The sequence below is a fragment of the Lacinutrix algicola genome (genome assembly GCF_001418085.1).
GTDB lineage: Bacteria > Bacteroidota > Bacteroidia > Flavobacteriales > Flavobacteriaceae > Lacinutrix > Lacinutrix algicola.
Genome location: NZ_LIQH01000034.1, coordinates 55,708 through 72,262, shown reverse-complemented (window position 1 = coordinate 72,262; position 16,555 = coordinate 55,708). Strand labels below are relative to the sequence as shown.

At 31.7% G+C, this 16,555-nt stretch carries 13 protein-coding genes; 11 read left to right on the top strand and 2 right to left on the bottom strand.

The window, feature by feature from the left end; translation table 11 throughout:
* Positions 1 to 6 precede the first annotated feature (6 nt).
* Positions 7 to 2,136, bottom strand: coding sequence for a TonB-dependent receptor plug domain-containing protein (locus ASC41_RS07955; RefSeq protein WP_055436111.1), 2,130 nt, complete (start codon positions 2,134 to 2,136; stop codon positions 7 to 9).
* Between the two features lie 104 nt (positions 2,137 to 2,240).
* Here ASC41_RS07955 and ASC41_RS07950 point away from each other — a divergent pair, with 104 nt between their 5' ends.
* The 5 genes from ASC41_RS07950 to ASC41_RS07930 are packed head-to-tail and all read left to right on the top strand — an operon-like array spanning position 2,241 to position 7,791.
* Positions 2,241 to 3,146, top strand: a complete 906-nt coding sequence (locus tag ASC41_RS07950) for a DUF6607 family protein (protein ID WP_055436110.1) — start codon at positions 2,241 to 2,243, stop codon at positions 3,144 to 3,146.
* Between the two features lie 59 nt (positions 3,147 to 3,205).
* Positions 3,206 to 4,684 carry an ankyrin repeat domain-containing protein gene (locus tag ASC41_RS07945; RefSeq protein WP_055436109.1) on the top strand — a complete coding sequence of 493 codons (1,479 nt, stop codon included), beginning with the start codon at positions 3,206 to 3,208 and terminating at the stop codon, positions 4,682 to 4,684.
* Positions 4,685 to 4,694: 10 nt separating this feature from the next.
* Complete coding sequence (locus tag ASC41_RS07940) at positions 4,695 to 5,180, top strand: DUF2271 domain-containing protein (protein ID WP_055436108.1); 486 nt, start codon at positions 4,695 to 4,697, stop codon at positions 5,178 to 5,180.
* A 51-nt stretch (positions 5,181 to 5,231) separates the two neighbouring features.
* Positions 5,232 to 7,421, top strand: a complete 2,190-nt coding sequence (locus ASC41_RS07935; RefSeq protein WP_055436107.1) for a PepSY domain-containing protein — start codon at positions 5,232 to 5,234, stop codon at positions 7,419 to 7,421.
* 16 nt (positions 7,422 to 7,437) lie between these two features.
* Positions 7,438 to 7,791, top strand: coding sequence for a DUF6686 family protein (locus tag ASC41_RS07930; protein WP_055436106.1), 354 nt, complete (start codon positions 7,438 to 7,440; stop codon positions 7,789 to 7,791).
* Between the two features lie 2 nt (positions 7,792 to 7,793).
* Here the strand turns inward: ASC41_RS07930 and ASC41_RS07925 are convergent, their stop codons facing one another.
* The gene (locus ASC41_RS07925; RefSeq protein WP_055436105.1) at positions 7,794 to 8,321 is read right to left on the bottom strand and encodes a CvpA family protein; all 528 of its coding nucleotides are present in this window, start codon (positions 8,319 to 8,321) and stop codon (positions 7,794 to 7,796) included.
* Positions 8,322 to 8,407: 86 nt separating this feature from the next.
* Between ASC41_RS07925 and ASC41_RS07920 the strand changes: the two genes are divergently transcribed.
* From ASC41_RS07920 to ASC41_RS07895, 6 genes are all read left to right on the top strand, one after another.
* On the top strand, positions 8,408 to 8,761 hold the full coding sequence (locus ASC41_RS07920) for a hypothetical protein (RefSeq protein ID WP_055436140.1): 354 nt from the start codon (positions 8,408 to 8,410) through the stop codon (positions 8,759 to 8,761).
* A 227-nt stretch (positions 8,762 to 8,988) separates the two neighbouring features.
* Entirely contained in the window at positions 8,989 to 10,008 is a 1,020-nt protein-coding gene (pheS, locus tag ASC41_RS07915; RefSeq protein ID WP_055436104.1) for a phenylalanine--tRNA ligase subunit alpha, read from the top strand.
* A gap of 270 nt (positions 10,009 to 10,278) precedes the next feature.
* Complete coding sequence (gene nhaA / locus ASC41_RS07910; protein WP_055436103.1) at positions 10,279 to 11,586, top strand: Na+/H+ antiporter NhaA; 1,308 nt, start codon at positions 10,279 to 10,281, stop codon at positions 11,584 to 11,586.
* A 160-nt stretch (positions 11,587 to 11,746) separates the two neighbouring features.
* A complete protein-coding gene (locus tag ASC41_RS07905; protein WP_055436102.1) occupies positions 11,747 to 12,250 on the top strand; it encodes a GbsR/MarR family transcriptional regulator in 504 nt (167 codons plus the stop codon).
* 12 nt (positions 12,251 to 12,262) lie between these two features.
* Positions 12,263 to 13,396, top strand: coding sequence for an efflux RND transporter periplasmic adaptor subunit (locus tag ASC41_RS07900; protein WP_055436101.1), 1,134 nt, complete (start codon positions 12,263 to 12,265; stop codon positions 13,394 to 13,396).
* Between the two features lie 21 nt (positions 13,397 to 13,417).
* Positions 13,418 to 16,555 (top strand): efflux RND transporter permease subunit, encoded by a 3,138-nt coding sequence (locus tag ASC41_RS07895; protein WP_055436100.1) that lies wholly within the window; start codon positions 13,418 to 13,420, stop codon positions 16,553 to 16,555.

The following is a 16,555-nucleotide window of genomic DNA, read 5'->3' as shown; positions in this document are numbered from 1 at the left end:
TTGGTTTTAAAAGTTTAAATTATATAATAGTTTTAAGTAATAAGAGCGTCCGTAACCCAACAATAGAGCACTATTACTAGAGGAGTGCACACCACTTGTAGAATTATTACTAACGTTTACATTAGTAACATCTAGTAGGTTTCGACCGCCAATGGTTGCTTGAATTTTATTGTTAAAAAAAGATTTTTTTATAGAACCATCTAACCAGCTATAAGCATCGGTTGTTGTCTTTTCGAATACAGAATTGCCATCACCGTCTATTCCAGTAGAGACATAGTCTTTTTGCTTCCCATTATGCTTTAATAGCAATGTAAAAGCAGTATTCAATTTTTTAACGTTATAAGTAGCACTTGTATTTAATTGGTAAGAGTATAAAAAGTCATTATCTATATTAACTTCATTACTTGCAATTCTAGAAATACCTTGCAATGTTGCACCTAGATTAAAGGTCCAATTATCTCTTTTTACACTATTCTCTTGTGTAATTCCCCAAAGCTTATAAGTATCAATATTTATATACTCGTATTGTAAAGGTGTAGTGTTTACAATAGCAAGATCTATTTTGTCTTTTAGATCTATGTAGCTAAGTTTTATAGTGTTTTGTAAAGAAATATCGTTAAACCAACTTCTCTTCTTTAAGGTTAAAAATGCCGAATATCCTTTTTCAGGATTCAAGTTTTCATTTCCTTGTACATCGTGATTAGAATCGACAAAGTAGTAGTATAACTCTTCAAAATTTGGTGTTCTGTAAGAAGTGCCAACGTTTGCGCGTAACTCGAAACCTTTAGGCATTAAATAGCGTGTACTTAATGAGGCTAATAGTTTAGAATCGAATAGTGAATTGTACTCATAACGTACACCAGGTCTTATAGAAAATTTATTAGTTAGCTTTAATTCTGAAGAACCAAACAACGCAACATTATCTTGTTTTCTGGTTTTTTCTTCTTGGGAAATATCTCCCGAAGCTTGCGTATCGAAACCTTTTATAAAACGGGTTTCGTAACCTAACTGAAAGTTAAAAAAATCACTTTTAACAAGATTGTTTATATCTCCTTTAGAATAAAACACATGACTCGATTGGTAGGTTTCATCAATTTCATCGGTTTTATCTTTGCTAAGTATGAAGTATGTAAACTCGTTTAAATCTCTTTTCTGTGTTTGATAAGAGAATGAAGCATTATAATTTGCACCAGAACTTAAACTTCCGCTTAAATTTAAATTATTTACAAACCTATTGATAGTAAAAATTTTATCGGTTGACGTTGGATTACTTGTTTGATTTTCGATATCAATATTAGCTCTAACTGTAGTACCGTAGTTTTTTATAACCTCATTAAAATATTCCGATTTGTATACTAACTTAAACGTATTTGTATTATAACTTAATAAAGCATTGGTGTTAAATTGTGTTTTAGGTAACCAATCATGACCACGTAAATTATCGTTTATATAATAGTCTTGCCCTTGTTTGCCATTATAGAATCCTGCAAATTGATTTCTATTAAAACCGACTCTAGCAAACAGTTTTTCGTTTATATTATGTCCAATACTAAGAGATTGTATATGTCTTCCTTGATCAAACCATTCGTATTCATCACTAACGGTTTCTTCTTGTACAAAGGCTTGAATTTTCCAATCGCTATTAATGTTCTTCTTTGTAATTATATTAATAACACCAGAAACTGCATTTGCACCATATTCTACTCCCATAGCACCTTCCACGATTTCTATACGCTCAATATCGTCAAGATTTATTTGCGTTAAATCGATATTGTTTCCTAAGCCATTATCACTCACTAACGGAATGTTATCTATTAAAATATTAAAGTATTGAGAATCTAATCCAAAAAATGAAACAGTAGATTTTCCTGATTGTGCATTAGGAGTAACAGTAAGATTTAGATTAAAATTTAATAAATCGGCTAAATTATTTGCTGCCTGACTTTCAATTTGCTTTCTATTAATTACAGTAACGTTGTGAATAGACTTTTTTATAGACTGTGCATTGTATTGACCTGTAATTACAACTTCTTCAAGAGATTGAGTTTTTAAAGAGTCTTTTTTTATTTGAGCAAAAGAAATACAGCTTAAAAAAAGTGAAAAATAAATGGTGATTTTATTTTTATTTAGAATCATTCTATTTTATATTTGCTGCAAATATATATCTTATTTTAATTCAATCTAAATAAGAATAATAAATTTTTAATATTTTTTTTATACCATAACCAAATAGCTTAAAAATGAAACATTTAGTAGTATTAGCAGCAATTATTCTTTCGATACCGTTGAGTATAAACGCTCAAAACAAGAAAAAACAAGATCAAAAAGCCATTAAAAGCATGTGTGGTTGTTATGAGGTGAGCTTTAATTTCGCTGAAACTTTTCAGTATTCTGATGATTCTACATACGTTGCTTCAAAAACAAAACACGATAGAGGGTTAGAATGGGTACAACTTGTAGAAGATGAAAAAGATAAAATAGCGATGCAACATTTATTAATTGTAGGTTCTAAAGAAAACCCATACATAGTAAAGCACTGGAGACAAGATTGGGAGTTTGAAAACACAGATTTATACGAGTATTTTAGAGATAACGAGTGGAAATACACAAAATTGGATAAAAAACAAGTAAAAGGGCAATGGTCTCAAAAAGTATTTCAGGTAGACGATAGCCCACGTTACGAAGGTTCTGCAACTTGGATTCATTTAGATGGTAAACACTATTGGGAAAATACTACAACTGCACCTTTGCCAAGACGTGAATACACACAACGTAGCGACTATAATGTTACAGGTAGAACAAACAGACACGAATTAACTAAAACAGGTTGGATACACGATCAAGACAATGAGAAAATTTTAAGCGAAGAAGGTACTTACCAAATTATAGCCGAAGAAAAAGGACATAATGTGTACAAAAAAGTAGAGGATAGCGAATGTGTTGCAGCACAAAACTATTGGGCAAAAGAAAAAAATAAGTGGGCTTTAGTACGTGCAAAATGGGATGAAGTTTTTGCTAGAAATAAAGATTTATTCTTAGAAGAAAAAGTAGATAATAAAGTATTGTTTAAGTATTTATTCGATAAAGAAAAGTATAAAACATCTGAGGAAATTAATCCATTAATTGAATCTTTTGTTAAGAAATAAACTTAGATAGTAACTTTGATAAGTTGAAATCCAATATTAAAGCACAAAAAATAATCTAAATGAAATTTTTAAAAAATATAATAACTCTTGCAGTACTGTTTTTAACTACTCAAATATTTGCACAAGAGAACGTGTTTTTAGACAGAGATTTTTGGAATACAAACCCAACAGTTAAAACTGTAGAAACTAAAATAAAAGAAGGTAATAATATTGCAGAAGCCAATAGTAATAATTTTGATGCGGTTGTATATGCTATTTTACAAGATGCACCATTAGAAACCTTAAAGCACATTCAATCTAAAAAAGGAAACGAGGTCAATAAGTTAACGCACGATGGTAGAACCTATATTTTCTGGGCAGCTTACAAAGGAAACATTGCCTTTATGGAGCACCTTTTAAATAAAGGAGCAAAAACAGACATTACAGACGATAAAGGAAATACCATTTTAAATTTCGCTGCAGGTTCTGGACAGCAAAACACAAAAGTCTACGACCTTTGTATTGCAAATGGTGCTAATGTAGAAAAGGATTTAACACCTAATGGCGCTAATGCTTTATTACTTGCTGCACCTTACGATAAAGGTTTTACACTAGTTAACTATTTTACGTCAAAAGGAGTGGATATTAATAGTGTAGATAGAGATGGTAATGGTATATTTAATTATGTTGCCAAAACAGGTAATATAGAGTTGTTAAATAAGCTAATAGAGAAAGGAGTAAAAGGTACAGATAATGCTTTTATTTTTGCAGCCTATGGAACCAGAGGTAAAACGAATACTCTGGATTTTTATAATTACTTAGAAAGTGTTGATTTAAATCCTAAAGAAGCTTCAATAAAAGGAGAAACGCCATTACATATCTTAGCTGCTAGAAGTAAAGATTTAGAGCTTATTAGCTATTTCGTTAATAAAGGATTAGATGTAAATGCAGTAGATAATAACGGAAATACACCTTTTATAAATGCTGCTAGAAGAAATACTACACAAACGGTAGAGCTATTATCTAAGGATTTAAAAAACATAAATCAGGTAAATAAAAAAGGTGAATCTGCATTAGCTTTAGCTGTTGCAAATAACTCACCAGAAGTTGTTGGTTTTTTAATTGATAATAAAGCAGATGTTTCTGTTTTAGATGCTAATAAAAACAACTTAACAGCTTATTTAATGAAGTCGTTTTCAACTAAAAAAGAAGATGTTTTTAAACAAAAATTAGATGTTTTAGCTAAAAATGGATTAGATATTACTAAAACACAAGAAAACGGAAACACATTATACCATTTAGCACTACCAAAAAATAATATTAATATATTAAAACTTATTGAGCAGTTTAATATAGATGTAAATGCTAAAAACAAAGAAGGAAACGGTGCTTTGCATTTAGCAGCTTTACAAGCAAAAAACACAGAAATCTTAAAATATTTAATTTCTATTGGAGCTAAAAAAGACGCAACTACAGATTTTGGAGAGACACCTTACGATTTAGCTTCTGAAAACGAAATTTTAAAAGCACAGAAAACAGATTTAGATTTTTTAAAATAAAAAGTAATTAATGAAAGCAATAAAAACACTTTTGGTACTTGGAGTTCTAGCAATTTCAACACTATCATTTACAACAGTAACAGAATCGACATCGTATAAATGCATGATTCAAATGATTAATTATTCTGGTGAAAGCGCTTACGTTGTTATTTCACTTATTAATCCAGAAGGCGAATACGAAAAAACGTTATACATTCAAGGTGACGATGAAGAGTGGTATCATGATATTTCAGAATGGTGGAAATTCTATGGTAAAAAAAGAACAAATATAGATGCTATTACAGGAGCTACAATTGCCGGAGGAGCAAGAAGCATTAGTGTAATAGATATTGAAGATTCTAAAATAGATGCTGGTTACAGTATTCGTTTTGAAACTGCTGTAGAAGATCAAGAGTATTACACAAAGGATGTAGAATTTCCATTAACATCAGAAAGTGTAAAAAGCAAAAAAGAAGGTTCTGGTTTTATCCGTTATGTACGTTTAATGCCTAATTAATTCTATCATGTTACTTCGAGTATGCTACAAGAAGTTTCAAAATAAAAAAATATGACCATTTCAATTTGGAGATACAGCCATCTTACACTAGCTGTATCTTCTTTTGTCTTTATTTTATTAGCTTCTATAACTGGAATCATTTTGGCTTTTCAGCCAATTTCAGAACAAATGGAACCGTATAAAGTATCAGATTTTGAAAGCATAACGCTTGCCGAAACACTTTCGAATTTAAAAACAGAATATCCCGAAGTTTTAGATCTTCAAATTGATGCAAATCAGTTTGTTTTAGCCTCAGTTATTACTAACGATGGCGAAAGTGTAAACGGTTATATAAACCCAAGAACAGGACAGTTTTTAGGAGATAAAATAGAAGTGTCTAAGTTTTTTAATTGGGTTACTAATTTTCATAGATCGCTATTTTTAAAGAGTATTGGTCGTTTTTTTGTCGGTTTATGTTCGTTCTTATTATTTTTAATTGCAGTTTCAGGAACCGTTTTAATACTAAAAAGGCAAGGTGGTTTTAAAAAGTTTTTCTCTAAAATAGTTAACGAGAATTTTAATCAATATTGGCATGTGGTTTTAGGGCGTTTGTCTTTAATTCCAATAATCATTATTACTATTACAGGTGTTTATTTATCGTTAGAAAAATTCGATGTCCTTCCAAAAAACACAAGCTCACATCAAATAGATTTTGAAACCTTATCGGAAATACCAAAAATCGATATTAAAGAGTTTCCTGTTTTTAAAAACACAAAGCTTTCCGAAGTAAAAAGTATTGAGTTTCCTTTTTCTAATGATGTCGAAGACTATTTTACCATTTCACTTAAAGACAGAGAAATAGTAGTCAATCAATTTAATGGAACCATTTTAAGCGAAATTAAAACACCATTAGTAATTGTTTTTTCTGCTTTAAGTCTCAATTTACACACAGGAAAAGGTAGTATTTTATGGTCAGTTATTTTAGCAATCGCAACTGCAAATATTTTATTTTTTATCTATTCTGGTTTTGCAATGACGCTAAAACGAAGAAAATCTAAATTAAAAAATAAGTATAAAAAAGATACTTGTAAGTATGTGATTTTAGTGGGTTCAGAAAACGGGAATACTATGCCTTTTGCTAACCAATTACAACAGCAATTAATAAAAGCAGGAGAAACGGTTTACATCGCAGAACTTAATAATTACAACACATTTAGTAAAGCAGAACATTTTATAATAATGACTTCTACTTATGGTGAAGGCGAAGCACCAACAAATGCAAGTGCGTTTTTAGAGCGTTTAAAGTCTATAAAACAAGAGCAGAAAATAAGTTATTCGGTTGTAGGTTTTGGATCGTTGGCTTATCCGGATTTTTGCAAATTTGCCTTTGATGTGGATGCCGAAATGAAGCTTCAGTTTAAGCAAGAATTACCTGTTTTTACAATCAACGATAAATCTGTAGAGTCGTTTCAAGAATGGATAGAACTTTTTAATAAGAAGCGTGAACTTCAAATTACAATATCAAAAGAAAAACTAGCTGTAAAACCAAGGTTAAACAACACATTTACGGTGGTAAGCAAAACCATAGCAGAGGAGCATCCGGATAGCACATTTTTAATTACATTAAAACCGAATACCAATACGTTTACCTCTGGAGATTTGCTCGCTATCTACCCAGAAAACGATTATAGAGAGCGTTTGTATTCCATTGGTAAAGTAGATGGTAACATTCAATTAAGCGTAAAGCTTCACGAAAACGGATTAGGCTCAGGCTTTTTAAACGCATTAAAAATAGGAGCTCATTTTAAAGCACGAATTATTAAAAATAAGGCATTTCATTTTCCTAAAAAAGCTTCAAAAGTAATCTTAATTGCCAACGGAACAGGTATCGCTCCTTTTTTAGGAATGATAGACCAAAACACCAAAAATATAGAAACACATTTTTATTATGGTTTAAGGGAAAACGCTTCGTTTAACTTATATCGCGATGCTCTTAATGAAAATTGTAATAGTAAAAAGCTCAATAAATTAAAACTAGCATTTTCAAGAGAAGAACCTAAAGCTTACGTGCAAGACGTCTTAAAGCAAGATGCTTTATTTATTGCAGAAGCTTTAAAAAACAAAGGTGTGATTATGATTTGCGGATCGTTAGCCATGCAAAACGATGTGTTCACGGTTTTAAATACAATTACAACAGAACACTTAAACCTTCCGTTAAGTGAATTTATAGAAAGAAATCAAATTAAAACAGATTGTTACTAATCTAAAACACAAATTTATGTGCCATAATGTAAAGACAATATCAAAAGTTAGTAGTGGCGAATTATCAATATGTAAAAACTGTAATATTTACCATTTAGAGTTTAATAATATATGTTTTGAGTTTAATGAAGAGGAGTATGAGAAATTTAAAAACTACCTCTTAAATATCGAAATTAACTACTGGGAAATAAAATACGCGGACTCAAAAGTAAAACGTAAAATACCAATACCATCTTTACAGCCCAATCTTGTTTTAATGTTTAACAGGCAGGAAATAGAAGAGTTAAAAGCACTGTTCTACAGTAAAAATCATGTTTTCGATAACTATATAGATCTAGACGATATAAACTACACGCTAATTTTAAATTAAAATTAAGCCTCTGTTTCTGGAGTTTCCTCCTCCTCCTCCTCTTCAGTGTCAGATTTTATAATATTTGGGAAGATTATTGGTGCAATAGATTTTACTGGCTTATAGAGTATAGAATCTTTAATATGTTCTTCGTCTACAAAGGTAATTGTGTTATTCATTTTATTAAAAATAATAAGTAATACACTTAAAATTAATCCTATTTTAAGAGCGCCAAAAACACCACCAAGTAGTTTATTTAAAATACCAAGAGAGGCAAAATCGGCAAGCTTAGTAAATGCCTTTCCTGCTAGAGAAATAATTAAAATTATAATAACAAACGTAATTGCAAAAGCAGTAATGTTTATCGTTTTTTCTGCCCATTCTGTTCTACTTTGCAAAAAATCTGCCACATAATAACTAAAATGGATAGCACCATAAACTCCGGCAACTAAAGCCACCAAAGAAGCAACTTCAACAAAAAGACCTTTCATAAAACCACGAACAAGCCCAAAAAGAAGCAAAGCGCCTAAAACAATATCAATAACAGCCATAATAATAGATTTTAGACAAATATAAATTAACTTTGCTAACTATTAGTTTAACTAAAATGAGATTTCCATTAAAATGGAAAAAAATTATGTCTAGAGATATAGAATTAAAAGAACGTTGGGAATTGGTAGTAAGCAAGCTATCCATTCAATTTGCAGATGGAGATCAACTAGATTTAGATGCTATAATTTACCTAATTGGTATCCAAGAACTAGGGCAGTTAGATCGTAAGTTTAAAAAAGACCATAAGCTAGACTTAATGCACATTGCCATATGTAAATTACTAGTTCCTTATGGTTATTACGAGTTAGATTTCGTAGACGAAGACGGCTGGCCACATTACCATATAAAAGAAGAATTGCCTACCTTAAAAGCTGGTGAGCAAAGCGTTTTAATGAAAGAAGCCATTGTAAATTACTTTCTAGAAACAGAATATATTTAATTATTTGGGCGTTACCACAAGGGTCAGGCTTTCACTACTCGCTCTCTGCGAGGAGCTCAAACAAACCGTTCAATCCTTAACGCAATCAACGACTAGATTAAGCCATTGTAAAACAAACCTTTTCTATTTGTTATAGCAATCTCTTTCTCTTTTAAAGATTACTTCGTTGTTTCCTTCCGGAAATCACGATATTTTTAATTAAATTTGCCACCTATTTAAACGATATCATGATAGATAAGATAAAAGAACTCATTGCAGAAGCAGAAAGTTTTAAAGCCCAATCCAAAGAAGAGGTAGAAACTTTTAGAATAAAGTATTTAGGTAAAAAAGGGTTACTTAACGATTATTTTGCAGAGTTTAAAAATGTTGCAAACGAGCATAAAAAAGAATTTGGTCAAGTAATTAACCAATTAAAAAATACTGCTCAAGATAAAGTTAACGCTTTAAAAGAAGAGTTAGAAGGAGCAACCGAAGACGTAAGTGCATCTGGAGATTTATCGCGTCCGGGAGAACCAGTGTCTCTTGGAGCAAGACATCCTATTTCTATTGTAAAAAACGATATTATAGATATCTTTTCTCGTATTGGATTTAATGTAAGTGAAGGTCCAGAAATAGAAGACGATTGGCATAACTTTACAGCATTAAACCTGCCAGAATACCATCCGGCAAGAGATATGCAGGATACGTTTTTTATTCAAACAGATCCAGATATCCTTTTGCGTACGCACACAAGTTCTGTGCAAGTACGTTATATGGAAAACAATCAACCGCCTATTAGAACCATTTCTCCAGGAAGAGTATATAGAAACGAAGCAATATCTGCGCGTTCACACTGTTTTTTTCACCAATTAGAAGGTTTATATATAGATAAGGATGTAAGTTTTGCAGATTTAAAACAAACATTACAATACTTTACAACAGAGCTTTTTGGGAAATCTAAAATAAGGTTACGTCCATCATACTTTCCATTTACAGAGCCAAGTGCCGAGATAGATGTGTATTGGGGATTAGAGACTGAAACCGATTATAAAATTACCAAAGGAACAGGTTGGTTAGAAATTGGAGGTTGTGGTATGGTAGATCCAAATGTGTTAACAAATTGTGGAATCGATGCTAACGAATATTCAGGTTTCGCCTTTGGTGTTGGTATAGATCGTATTGCCATGTTATTACATCAAATAGGAGATATTAGATTATTAAGCGAAAACGATGTTAGATTTTTAGAGCAATTTAAAAGTGCACTATAAACTAGAATAAAATATATTTTAAAAGCCGACTGTAAACAACAGTCGGCTTTTTTTTTTGTTAATTATTTTTTTCTTGAAATAGTTTAAATATTTAGGCGGATTCTCCTGTAAATAACAAGTAATACACTTGATGTTATTTAAGTTGTAAAAAATCGTAATTAGTTGTTTTTCAATGTTAAATATTCTTTAAAGTCAATATGCGGTTCTTCTATTTTCTGTGTGAATCCCTATATTTGAGATTAACCTAATTTTGAAAAAAACACCATTTATATGCTTAAAAGAGTTTTTCTTACACCATTCCAAAAATTTGTAAAAATTGAAAGTTTTAGTGGTATTCTACTTATGTTAGCTACCATTCTAGCTTTGGTTTGGGCAAATTCTCCTTATGGAGATAGTTATAGAGAACTTTGGCAGTATGATTTAGGGATTGTAACAGAAACTTTTGAGTTTAAGAAACCTTTAATTTTATGGATTAACGATGGTTTAATGGCCATATTCTTCTTTCTTATTGGGTTGGAGATAAAAAGGGAGTTGCTAATTGGCGAATTGAATACACCAAAAAAAATTGCCTTTCCATTGGTTGGTGCTTTAGGAGGTATGTTAGTACCTGTAATTTTCTTTTTAGTTTTAAATCAAAATCCTGATACTGCACAAGGTTGGGGAATCCCAATGGCAACAGATATTGCCTTTTCTTTAGCTATTTTAAATGTGCTTGGTAAACGAGTGCCTTTAAGTCTTAAAATATTTCTAACTGCATTTGCTATTGTAGATGATATAGGAGCCGTTTTAGTAATCGCTATTTTCTACAGCGGAAGTATTAATATTACATTGTTAATAATTGCATTAGCCATGCTTGCCGTTTTATATTTCTTGTCTTATAAAGGTGTTTATTCAAAGTTTATAATGTTCATATTTGGAATTGTTATTTGGTTTTTATTTTTAAAGTCAGGTATTCATCCAACTATAGCAGGTATATTATTAGCTTTTTCTGTGCCTATTAGACAAAAAATTGACACCTCTAAGTTCTTGTCAGAACTAGAAAACGTATACAGTAATATTAAAGATGCAAGTGTTCTTAAAAAGCCCATTCTTTCGCATGAACAAATCGAGCATGTAGATGATTTAAACGATTGGTCAGCTAAATTTCAATCACCTTTACAACACTTAGAGCATAATTTACATGGTTGGGTTGCCTATTTTATCATTCCTATTTTTGCACTTGCAAATGCAGGTGTGTTAATTTCAGGTTCCGAAAATCTAGACATAGCTTTAGTAGTTAACATCATCGTGTGTTTAGTTTTAGGAAAAGGTATTGGAATTACCTTTATAGTATTTATTGCTCAAAAATTAAAATGGATAGAAGTACCTAGTGATATTAGTTTCAAACAAATTATAGGTGTTGGCTTTTTAGCAGGTATTGGTTTTACAATGGCTATATTTATAGGTAGTCTAGCATTTGCTTCCACACCAGAATTTATTGATTCAGCTAAAATAGGGATACTTATTGGGTCTTTTATTTCAGCAATTATTGGCTATGTTATACTTCGTATAGGTTCTAGTAAAGAATCAGAAGTATAGTCTGTCTTATGTTATAATTTAAAGAAAGCCTTCGGGCTTTTTTTATTTAACAATCTTTTAACTTCGCTTGGTTCGGTTTGTTCCGAACCTTTAATATTTTTGCCAAGAATTTACTGTGTTAGGAATATCTTATTCTAAAAGCAGGGATAAATTTTTTAAAATGAAAGATGACGTTTGTAAAGAAAAAATGGGCTTGGTCGAAAAACTAGGCGTGCATTTGGAAAACAGAGAGCAATTAGCTCCTGTTGCTGCTCGTATATTATCTTATATAATACTTACAGGTAAAAAAGGAGCAACTTTCGAAGATATGGTAAGTATTCTTTGTGCAAGTAAAAGTACTATTTCAACGCATTTAAATCATTTACAGGACTTAAATAAAATTCAGTATTTCACAAAGACGGGAGATCGTAAAAAATATTTTGTAATTAAAAAAGATATCATTATTCAGCATATTGATAAAATGGTGGATCACTGGAAAGAAGAGCGTAAAATACATGAAGAAATTAAAGATTATAAAGAAGCCATTAATAATAATAAAATCGAGAATGAAGAAGATAAGTTTGATCTAGTTTTTCATGAAGATTATATCAAATATATAGATGGAGCATCCTCTTCAATTGAAGAATTAAGAACAAAAATAATAGACAATAAATTCGACCTTTAAATACAATTAAAAATGAAAAGCAATAAATTATATACATTATTATCACTAAGCATATTCTTAGTCGTTTTAAGTTGTGGTAACAGCGAAAAACAAATAGCTGCACCAGCAACAGCTCCTCCAGCATCGTTTCCAGTAGTAAGCATGCAAACAAAAACGGTAACAGGATACCAAGAATACCCAACAAATATAGAAGGTGTAGTAAATAGTGATGTAAGAGCTAAAGTTTCTGGATATATTCAAAACGTATTAGTAGACGAAGGTCAAAAAGTACGTAAAGGACAAGCTTTATTTAAATTAGAAACACAGTCTTTAAGTCAAGATGCCGGAGCCGCAAGAGCACAAGTTAATGTAGCACAGGTTGAGGTAGATAAATTGATTCCTTTAGTAGAAAAAAATATTATTAGTGGTGTGCAACTAGAAACAGCGAAAGCTAATCTAGCACAAGCAAGAGCTACTTTAAGTGGTGTTTCTGCTAATATTGGTTATGCTACTATTAAAAGTCCTGTAGATGGTTATGTTGGTGCTATTAATTTTAGAGAAGGTGCTTTAATTAGCCCTAACGATAGCAACCCATTAACTACTGTTAGTGATATTAGCGAAGTCTATGCTTTTTTTAGTTTTAACGAAGCGCAATATATCGATCTTTTACAAAGATCTGAAGGACAAAATAAAGCAGAGCGTATTAAAAATTCGCCAGACTTAAGTTTAGTCTTAGCGAATGGAAAAGTGTATTCTGAAACTGGACGTATTCAAACCAGTACAGGTCAAATTAATGATAAGACCGGTACTATAAAAATTAGAGCGGCTTTTAATAATCCAAATGAAATTTTAACCAATGGTAATAGTGGTAAAATTAGATTTCCAATAGAGTATAAAGATGCTATTGTTGTACCACAATCAGCAACATTCGAACAACAAAAAGACATTATGGTTTTTACTGTTGATAAAGATAATAAGGTGAAATCTAGTATCATAAAGGTACAAGGTACTGTAGGTAACTTATATGTTGTAGAATCTGGACTTAAGGTAGGCGATAAGCTTATTGTATCTGGAGTAGGGAAATTAAGATCAGGAATGGCTATTGCTCCAAAAGACACACCTTTTGATGAAGCGATTAAGCCTGTAGCTGTATTATTTAAAAACTAGTAACTAACAAAAATAGTAGTCATGTTAAAAACATTTATTGAGAGACCCGTTCTTTCAACGGTAATTTCTATTATCATAGTTGTACTTGGTTTTATTAGTATATCAAGTCTACCCATAGAAGAGTATCCAGATATTGCGCCTCCAACAATTAAGGTAACGGCATCTTATGCTGGAGCCAATGCAGAAACTGTTTTAGAGAGTGTAATTATTCCTATAGAGGAACAAATTAATGGTGTTGAAGGGATGAGTTATATCACTTCTACAGCATCTAATACAGGTACAGCAGAAATCACAGTTTATTTTGATCAAGATGTAGATGCAGATATTGCTGCGGTTAACGTTCAAAATCGTGTGTCAAGAGCAAATGCTTTATTACCTCAAGAGGTGCTTCAAACAGGAGTAATAACACAAAAGCAAGAAACAAGTGCTTTAATGTTTATTTCTATGTATTCTGAAAATGAGAGCTACGATGCTACATTTATTCAGAATTACTTAAAAATAAACGTAGTACCTGCAATGCAACGTATTAGTGGTGTTGGAGATGTTAGTTTATTCTCTCAACAGGATTATGCGATGCGTATTTGGTTGAAACCAGAAAAATTAGCAACCTATGGTTTAATACCTTCAGATATTACAGCAGCTTTAGCAGAACAAAACTTGGAAGCAGCTGCAGGTTCTTTAGGCCAGAATAATGGTGAAGCATTTTCATATACATTAACATATAGTGGTCGTTTTAAACACGAACAGCAATATGCAGATATTGTTATTAAAGCTTTAGGAAATGGAGAGTTTCTACGTCTAAACGATGTAGCAACTATAGAATTAGATGCACAGTCTTATGCTGCTAATGCCATGAGTATGGGTAACCCAGCGGTTTTTATGGGTATTTTCCAAACTAAAGGATCTAATGCAAGAGAAATTATTGAAAACATTAAAGTGACTTTAGAGTCGGTTAAAAAAGACCTTCCAGAAGGATTAGATGTTTTTGTGCCTTACGATACGAGTTTGTTTTTAAATGCTTCTATAGAAAAGGTAATAAGTACTTTATTCGAAGCTTTCTTATTAGTATTCTTAGTGGTATTTCTCTTCTTACAAGATTTTAGATCTACATTAATTCCGGCAATTGCGGTTCCAGTTTCTATTATTGGTACGTTCTTTTTCTTGAATGTTTTTGGATACTCAATTAACTTGTTGACGCTATTCGCGTTAGTCCTCGCCATTGGTATTGTGGTGGATGATGCTATTGTGGTTGTAGAAGCTGTACACGCTAAATTAGATGAAGGTGAAAAAGATCCTAAAAAGGCGACACTTACTGCCATGAATGAAATATCTGGCGCTATTATATCTATTACTTTAGTAATGGCAGCAGTATTTATTCCGGTAACGTTTGTAACAGGACCTACAGGTGTATTTTACGAGCAATTTGGTGTCACTTTAATTATTGCTATTTTAATTTCGGCAGTAAATGCATTAACTTTAAGTCCAGCATTATGTGCGCTATTATTAAAGCCTCATAAAGATGACGAAGAGTTGAAAGGTAAGAGTCCATTAAAACGTTTTTATAAACTTTTTAATCGCGGATTTAATGCAACAATAGAGCGTTATGGGAAATCACTTCAGTTTTTATACAAAGTAAAATGGATCTCTCCTTTATTATTAATTTTAGCTTTTGCTGGAATTTACTGGGCATCTTCTACAACACCTACAGGATTTGTACCAAATGAAGATAGAGGAATTATTTTTGCAAACATTGCATTACCAGAAGGGTCATCTTTAGATAGAACAGATGCTGTTTCTAGAGATTTATATGGCAAAATAAAAGATATCGATGGTATTGTTGCAGTAAACTTTATTAAAGGTAGAAGTTTAATTAATGGTACTGGTAGTAATTATGGTTTTGGTATTATAAAACTTGCAGATTGGGCAGATCGTGAAGATGTTGCAACTTCTGTGCAATCCATTACTGGTAAATTATTTGGAGTTGCTGCAGGTATAAAAGAAGCAAATATTATCTTCTTTTCACCACCAAGTATTCGTGGTTTTGGTAACTCAGCTGGTTTCGAGGTTAATTTATTAGATAAGTTTGGTGGTGAGTTTAAAGACTTAGATCAAGCGAATAAAGATTTCGCAATGGCTTTAATGTCGCATCCAGAAGTAAAATATGCACAATCGTCTTTTAGTACAAACTATCCACAATACGAAATGGAAGTTAATGTACCATTAGCAAAGGAAAAAGGAGTGCCTATTAATAGTATATTCTCAACTTTACAAGGTTATATTGGTGGAATTTACGCTTCAGATTTCTCTAGATTTGGGAAGCAGTTTAGAGTGTATATCCAGGCTTTACCAGACGATAGAGCAGATGTAGACGATTTAAATAGTATGTACGTTCGTACAGATTCTGGTGAGATGACTCCAATTACACAGTTCGTAAAATTAGAGCGTGTATATGGTCCACAATCGGTAACACGTTTTAACTTATTTAATTCTACTTCTATAACTGGTGCTACAAACGATGGGTTTAGTACAGGTGATGCTATTAGAGTTATTGAAGAGGAAGTTGCAAAATTACCTAATAATTATACGGTTGCTTATTCTGGTTTAACAAGAGAGGAAGTAAGTGCAGGAAACCAAACAGCCTTTATTTTCGGTTTAAGTATTCTGTTTGTATACTTCTTATTAAGTGCGCAGTATGAAAGTTACTTATTACCATTTGCAGTAATCTTATCATTACCATTTGGAGTATTTGGAGCTTATATAAGTACTAAGTTTTTAGGACTAGAAAATAACATTTACTTCCAAATTTCTTTAATTATGCTTATTGGTTTATTAGCCAAAAATGCCATACTTATTGTGGAAATAGCACTGCAGAAACGACGAAAAGGAGAAAGTATTGTTGAGGCTGCTATAGATGGAGCAAAATCTCGTTTACGTCCAATCTTAATGACTTCGTTTGCCTTTATTCTAGGTTTAATGCCATTAGTGTTAGCAAAAGGTGTAGGATCGGAAGGAAATAGATCTATTGGTACAGGTGCAGTGGGAGGATTGCTTATAGGAACCATTTTAGGAGTTTTCGTTATTCCAATCTTATTTATATTATTTCAGTGGTTACAAGAAAAAATGTCTAGTAAACCAGCAGTACAAACTATAGAAGAATAA

What these genes read in the sequence shown, in the direction of transcription:
- ASC41_RS07955 (WP_055436111.1), bottom strand. Translation starts at nt 2,136, where the DNA reads ATGATTCTAAATAAAAATAAAATCACCATTTATTTTTCACTTTTTTTA.
- ASC41_RS07950 (WP_055436110.1), top strand. Translation starts at nt 2,241, where the DNA reads ATGAAACATTTAGTAGTATTAGCAGCAATTATTCTTTCGATACCGTTG.
- ASC41_RS07945 (WP_055436109.1), top strand. Translation starts at nt 3,206, where the DNA reads ATGAAATTTTTAAAAAATATAATAACTCTTGCAGTACTGTTTTTAACT.
- ASC41_RS07940 (WP_055436108.1), top strand. Translation starts at nt 4,695, where the DNA reads ATGAAAGCAATAAAAACACTTTTGGTACTTGGAGTTCTAGCAATTTCA.
- ASC41_RS07935 (WP_055436107.1), top strand. Translation starts at nt 5,232, where the DNA reads ATGACCATTTCAATTTGGAGATACAGCCATCTTACACTAGCTGTATCT.
- ASC41_RS07930 (WP_055436106.1), top strand. Translation starts at nt 7,438, where the DNA reads ATGTGCCATAATGTAAAGACAATATCAAAAGTTAGTAGTGGCGAATTA.
- ASC41_RS07925 (WP_055436105.1), bottom strand. Translation starts at nt 8,321, where the DNA reads ATGGCTGTTATTGATATTGTTTTAGGCGCTTTGCTTCTTTTTGGGCTT.
- ASC41_RS07920 (WP_055436140.1), top strand. Translation starts at nt 8,408, where the DNA reads ATGTCTAGAGATATAGAATTAAAAGAACGTTGGGAATTGGTAGTAAGC.
- pheS (WP_055436104.1), top strand. Translation starts at nt 8,989, where the DNA reads ATGATAGATAAGATAAAAGAACTCATTGCAGAAGCAGAAAGTTTTAAA.
- nhaA (WP_055436103.1), top strand. Translation starts at nt 10,279, where the DNA reads ATGCTTAAAAGAGTTTTTCTTACACCATTCCAAAAATTTGTAAAAATT.
- ASC41_RS07905 (WP_055436102.1), top strand. Translation starts at nt 11,747, where the DNA reads ATGAAAGATGACGTTTGTAAAGAAAAAATGGGCTTGGTCGAAAAACTA.
- ASC41_RS07900 (WP_055436101.1), top strand. Translation starts at nt 12,263, where the DNA reads ATGAAAAGCAATAAATTATATACATTATTATCACTAAGCATATTCTTA.
- ASC41_RS07895 (WP_055436100.1), top strand. Translation starts at nt 13,418, where the DNA reads ATGTTAAAAACATTTATTGAGAGACCCGTTCTTTCAACGGTAATTTCT.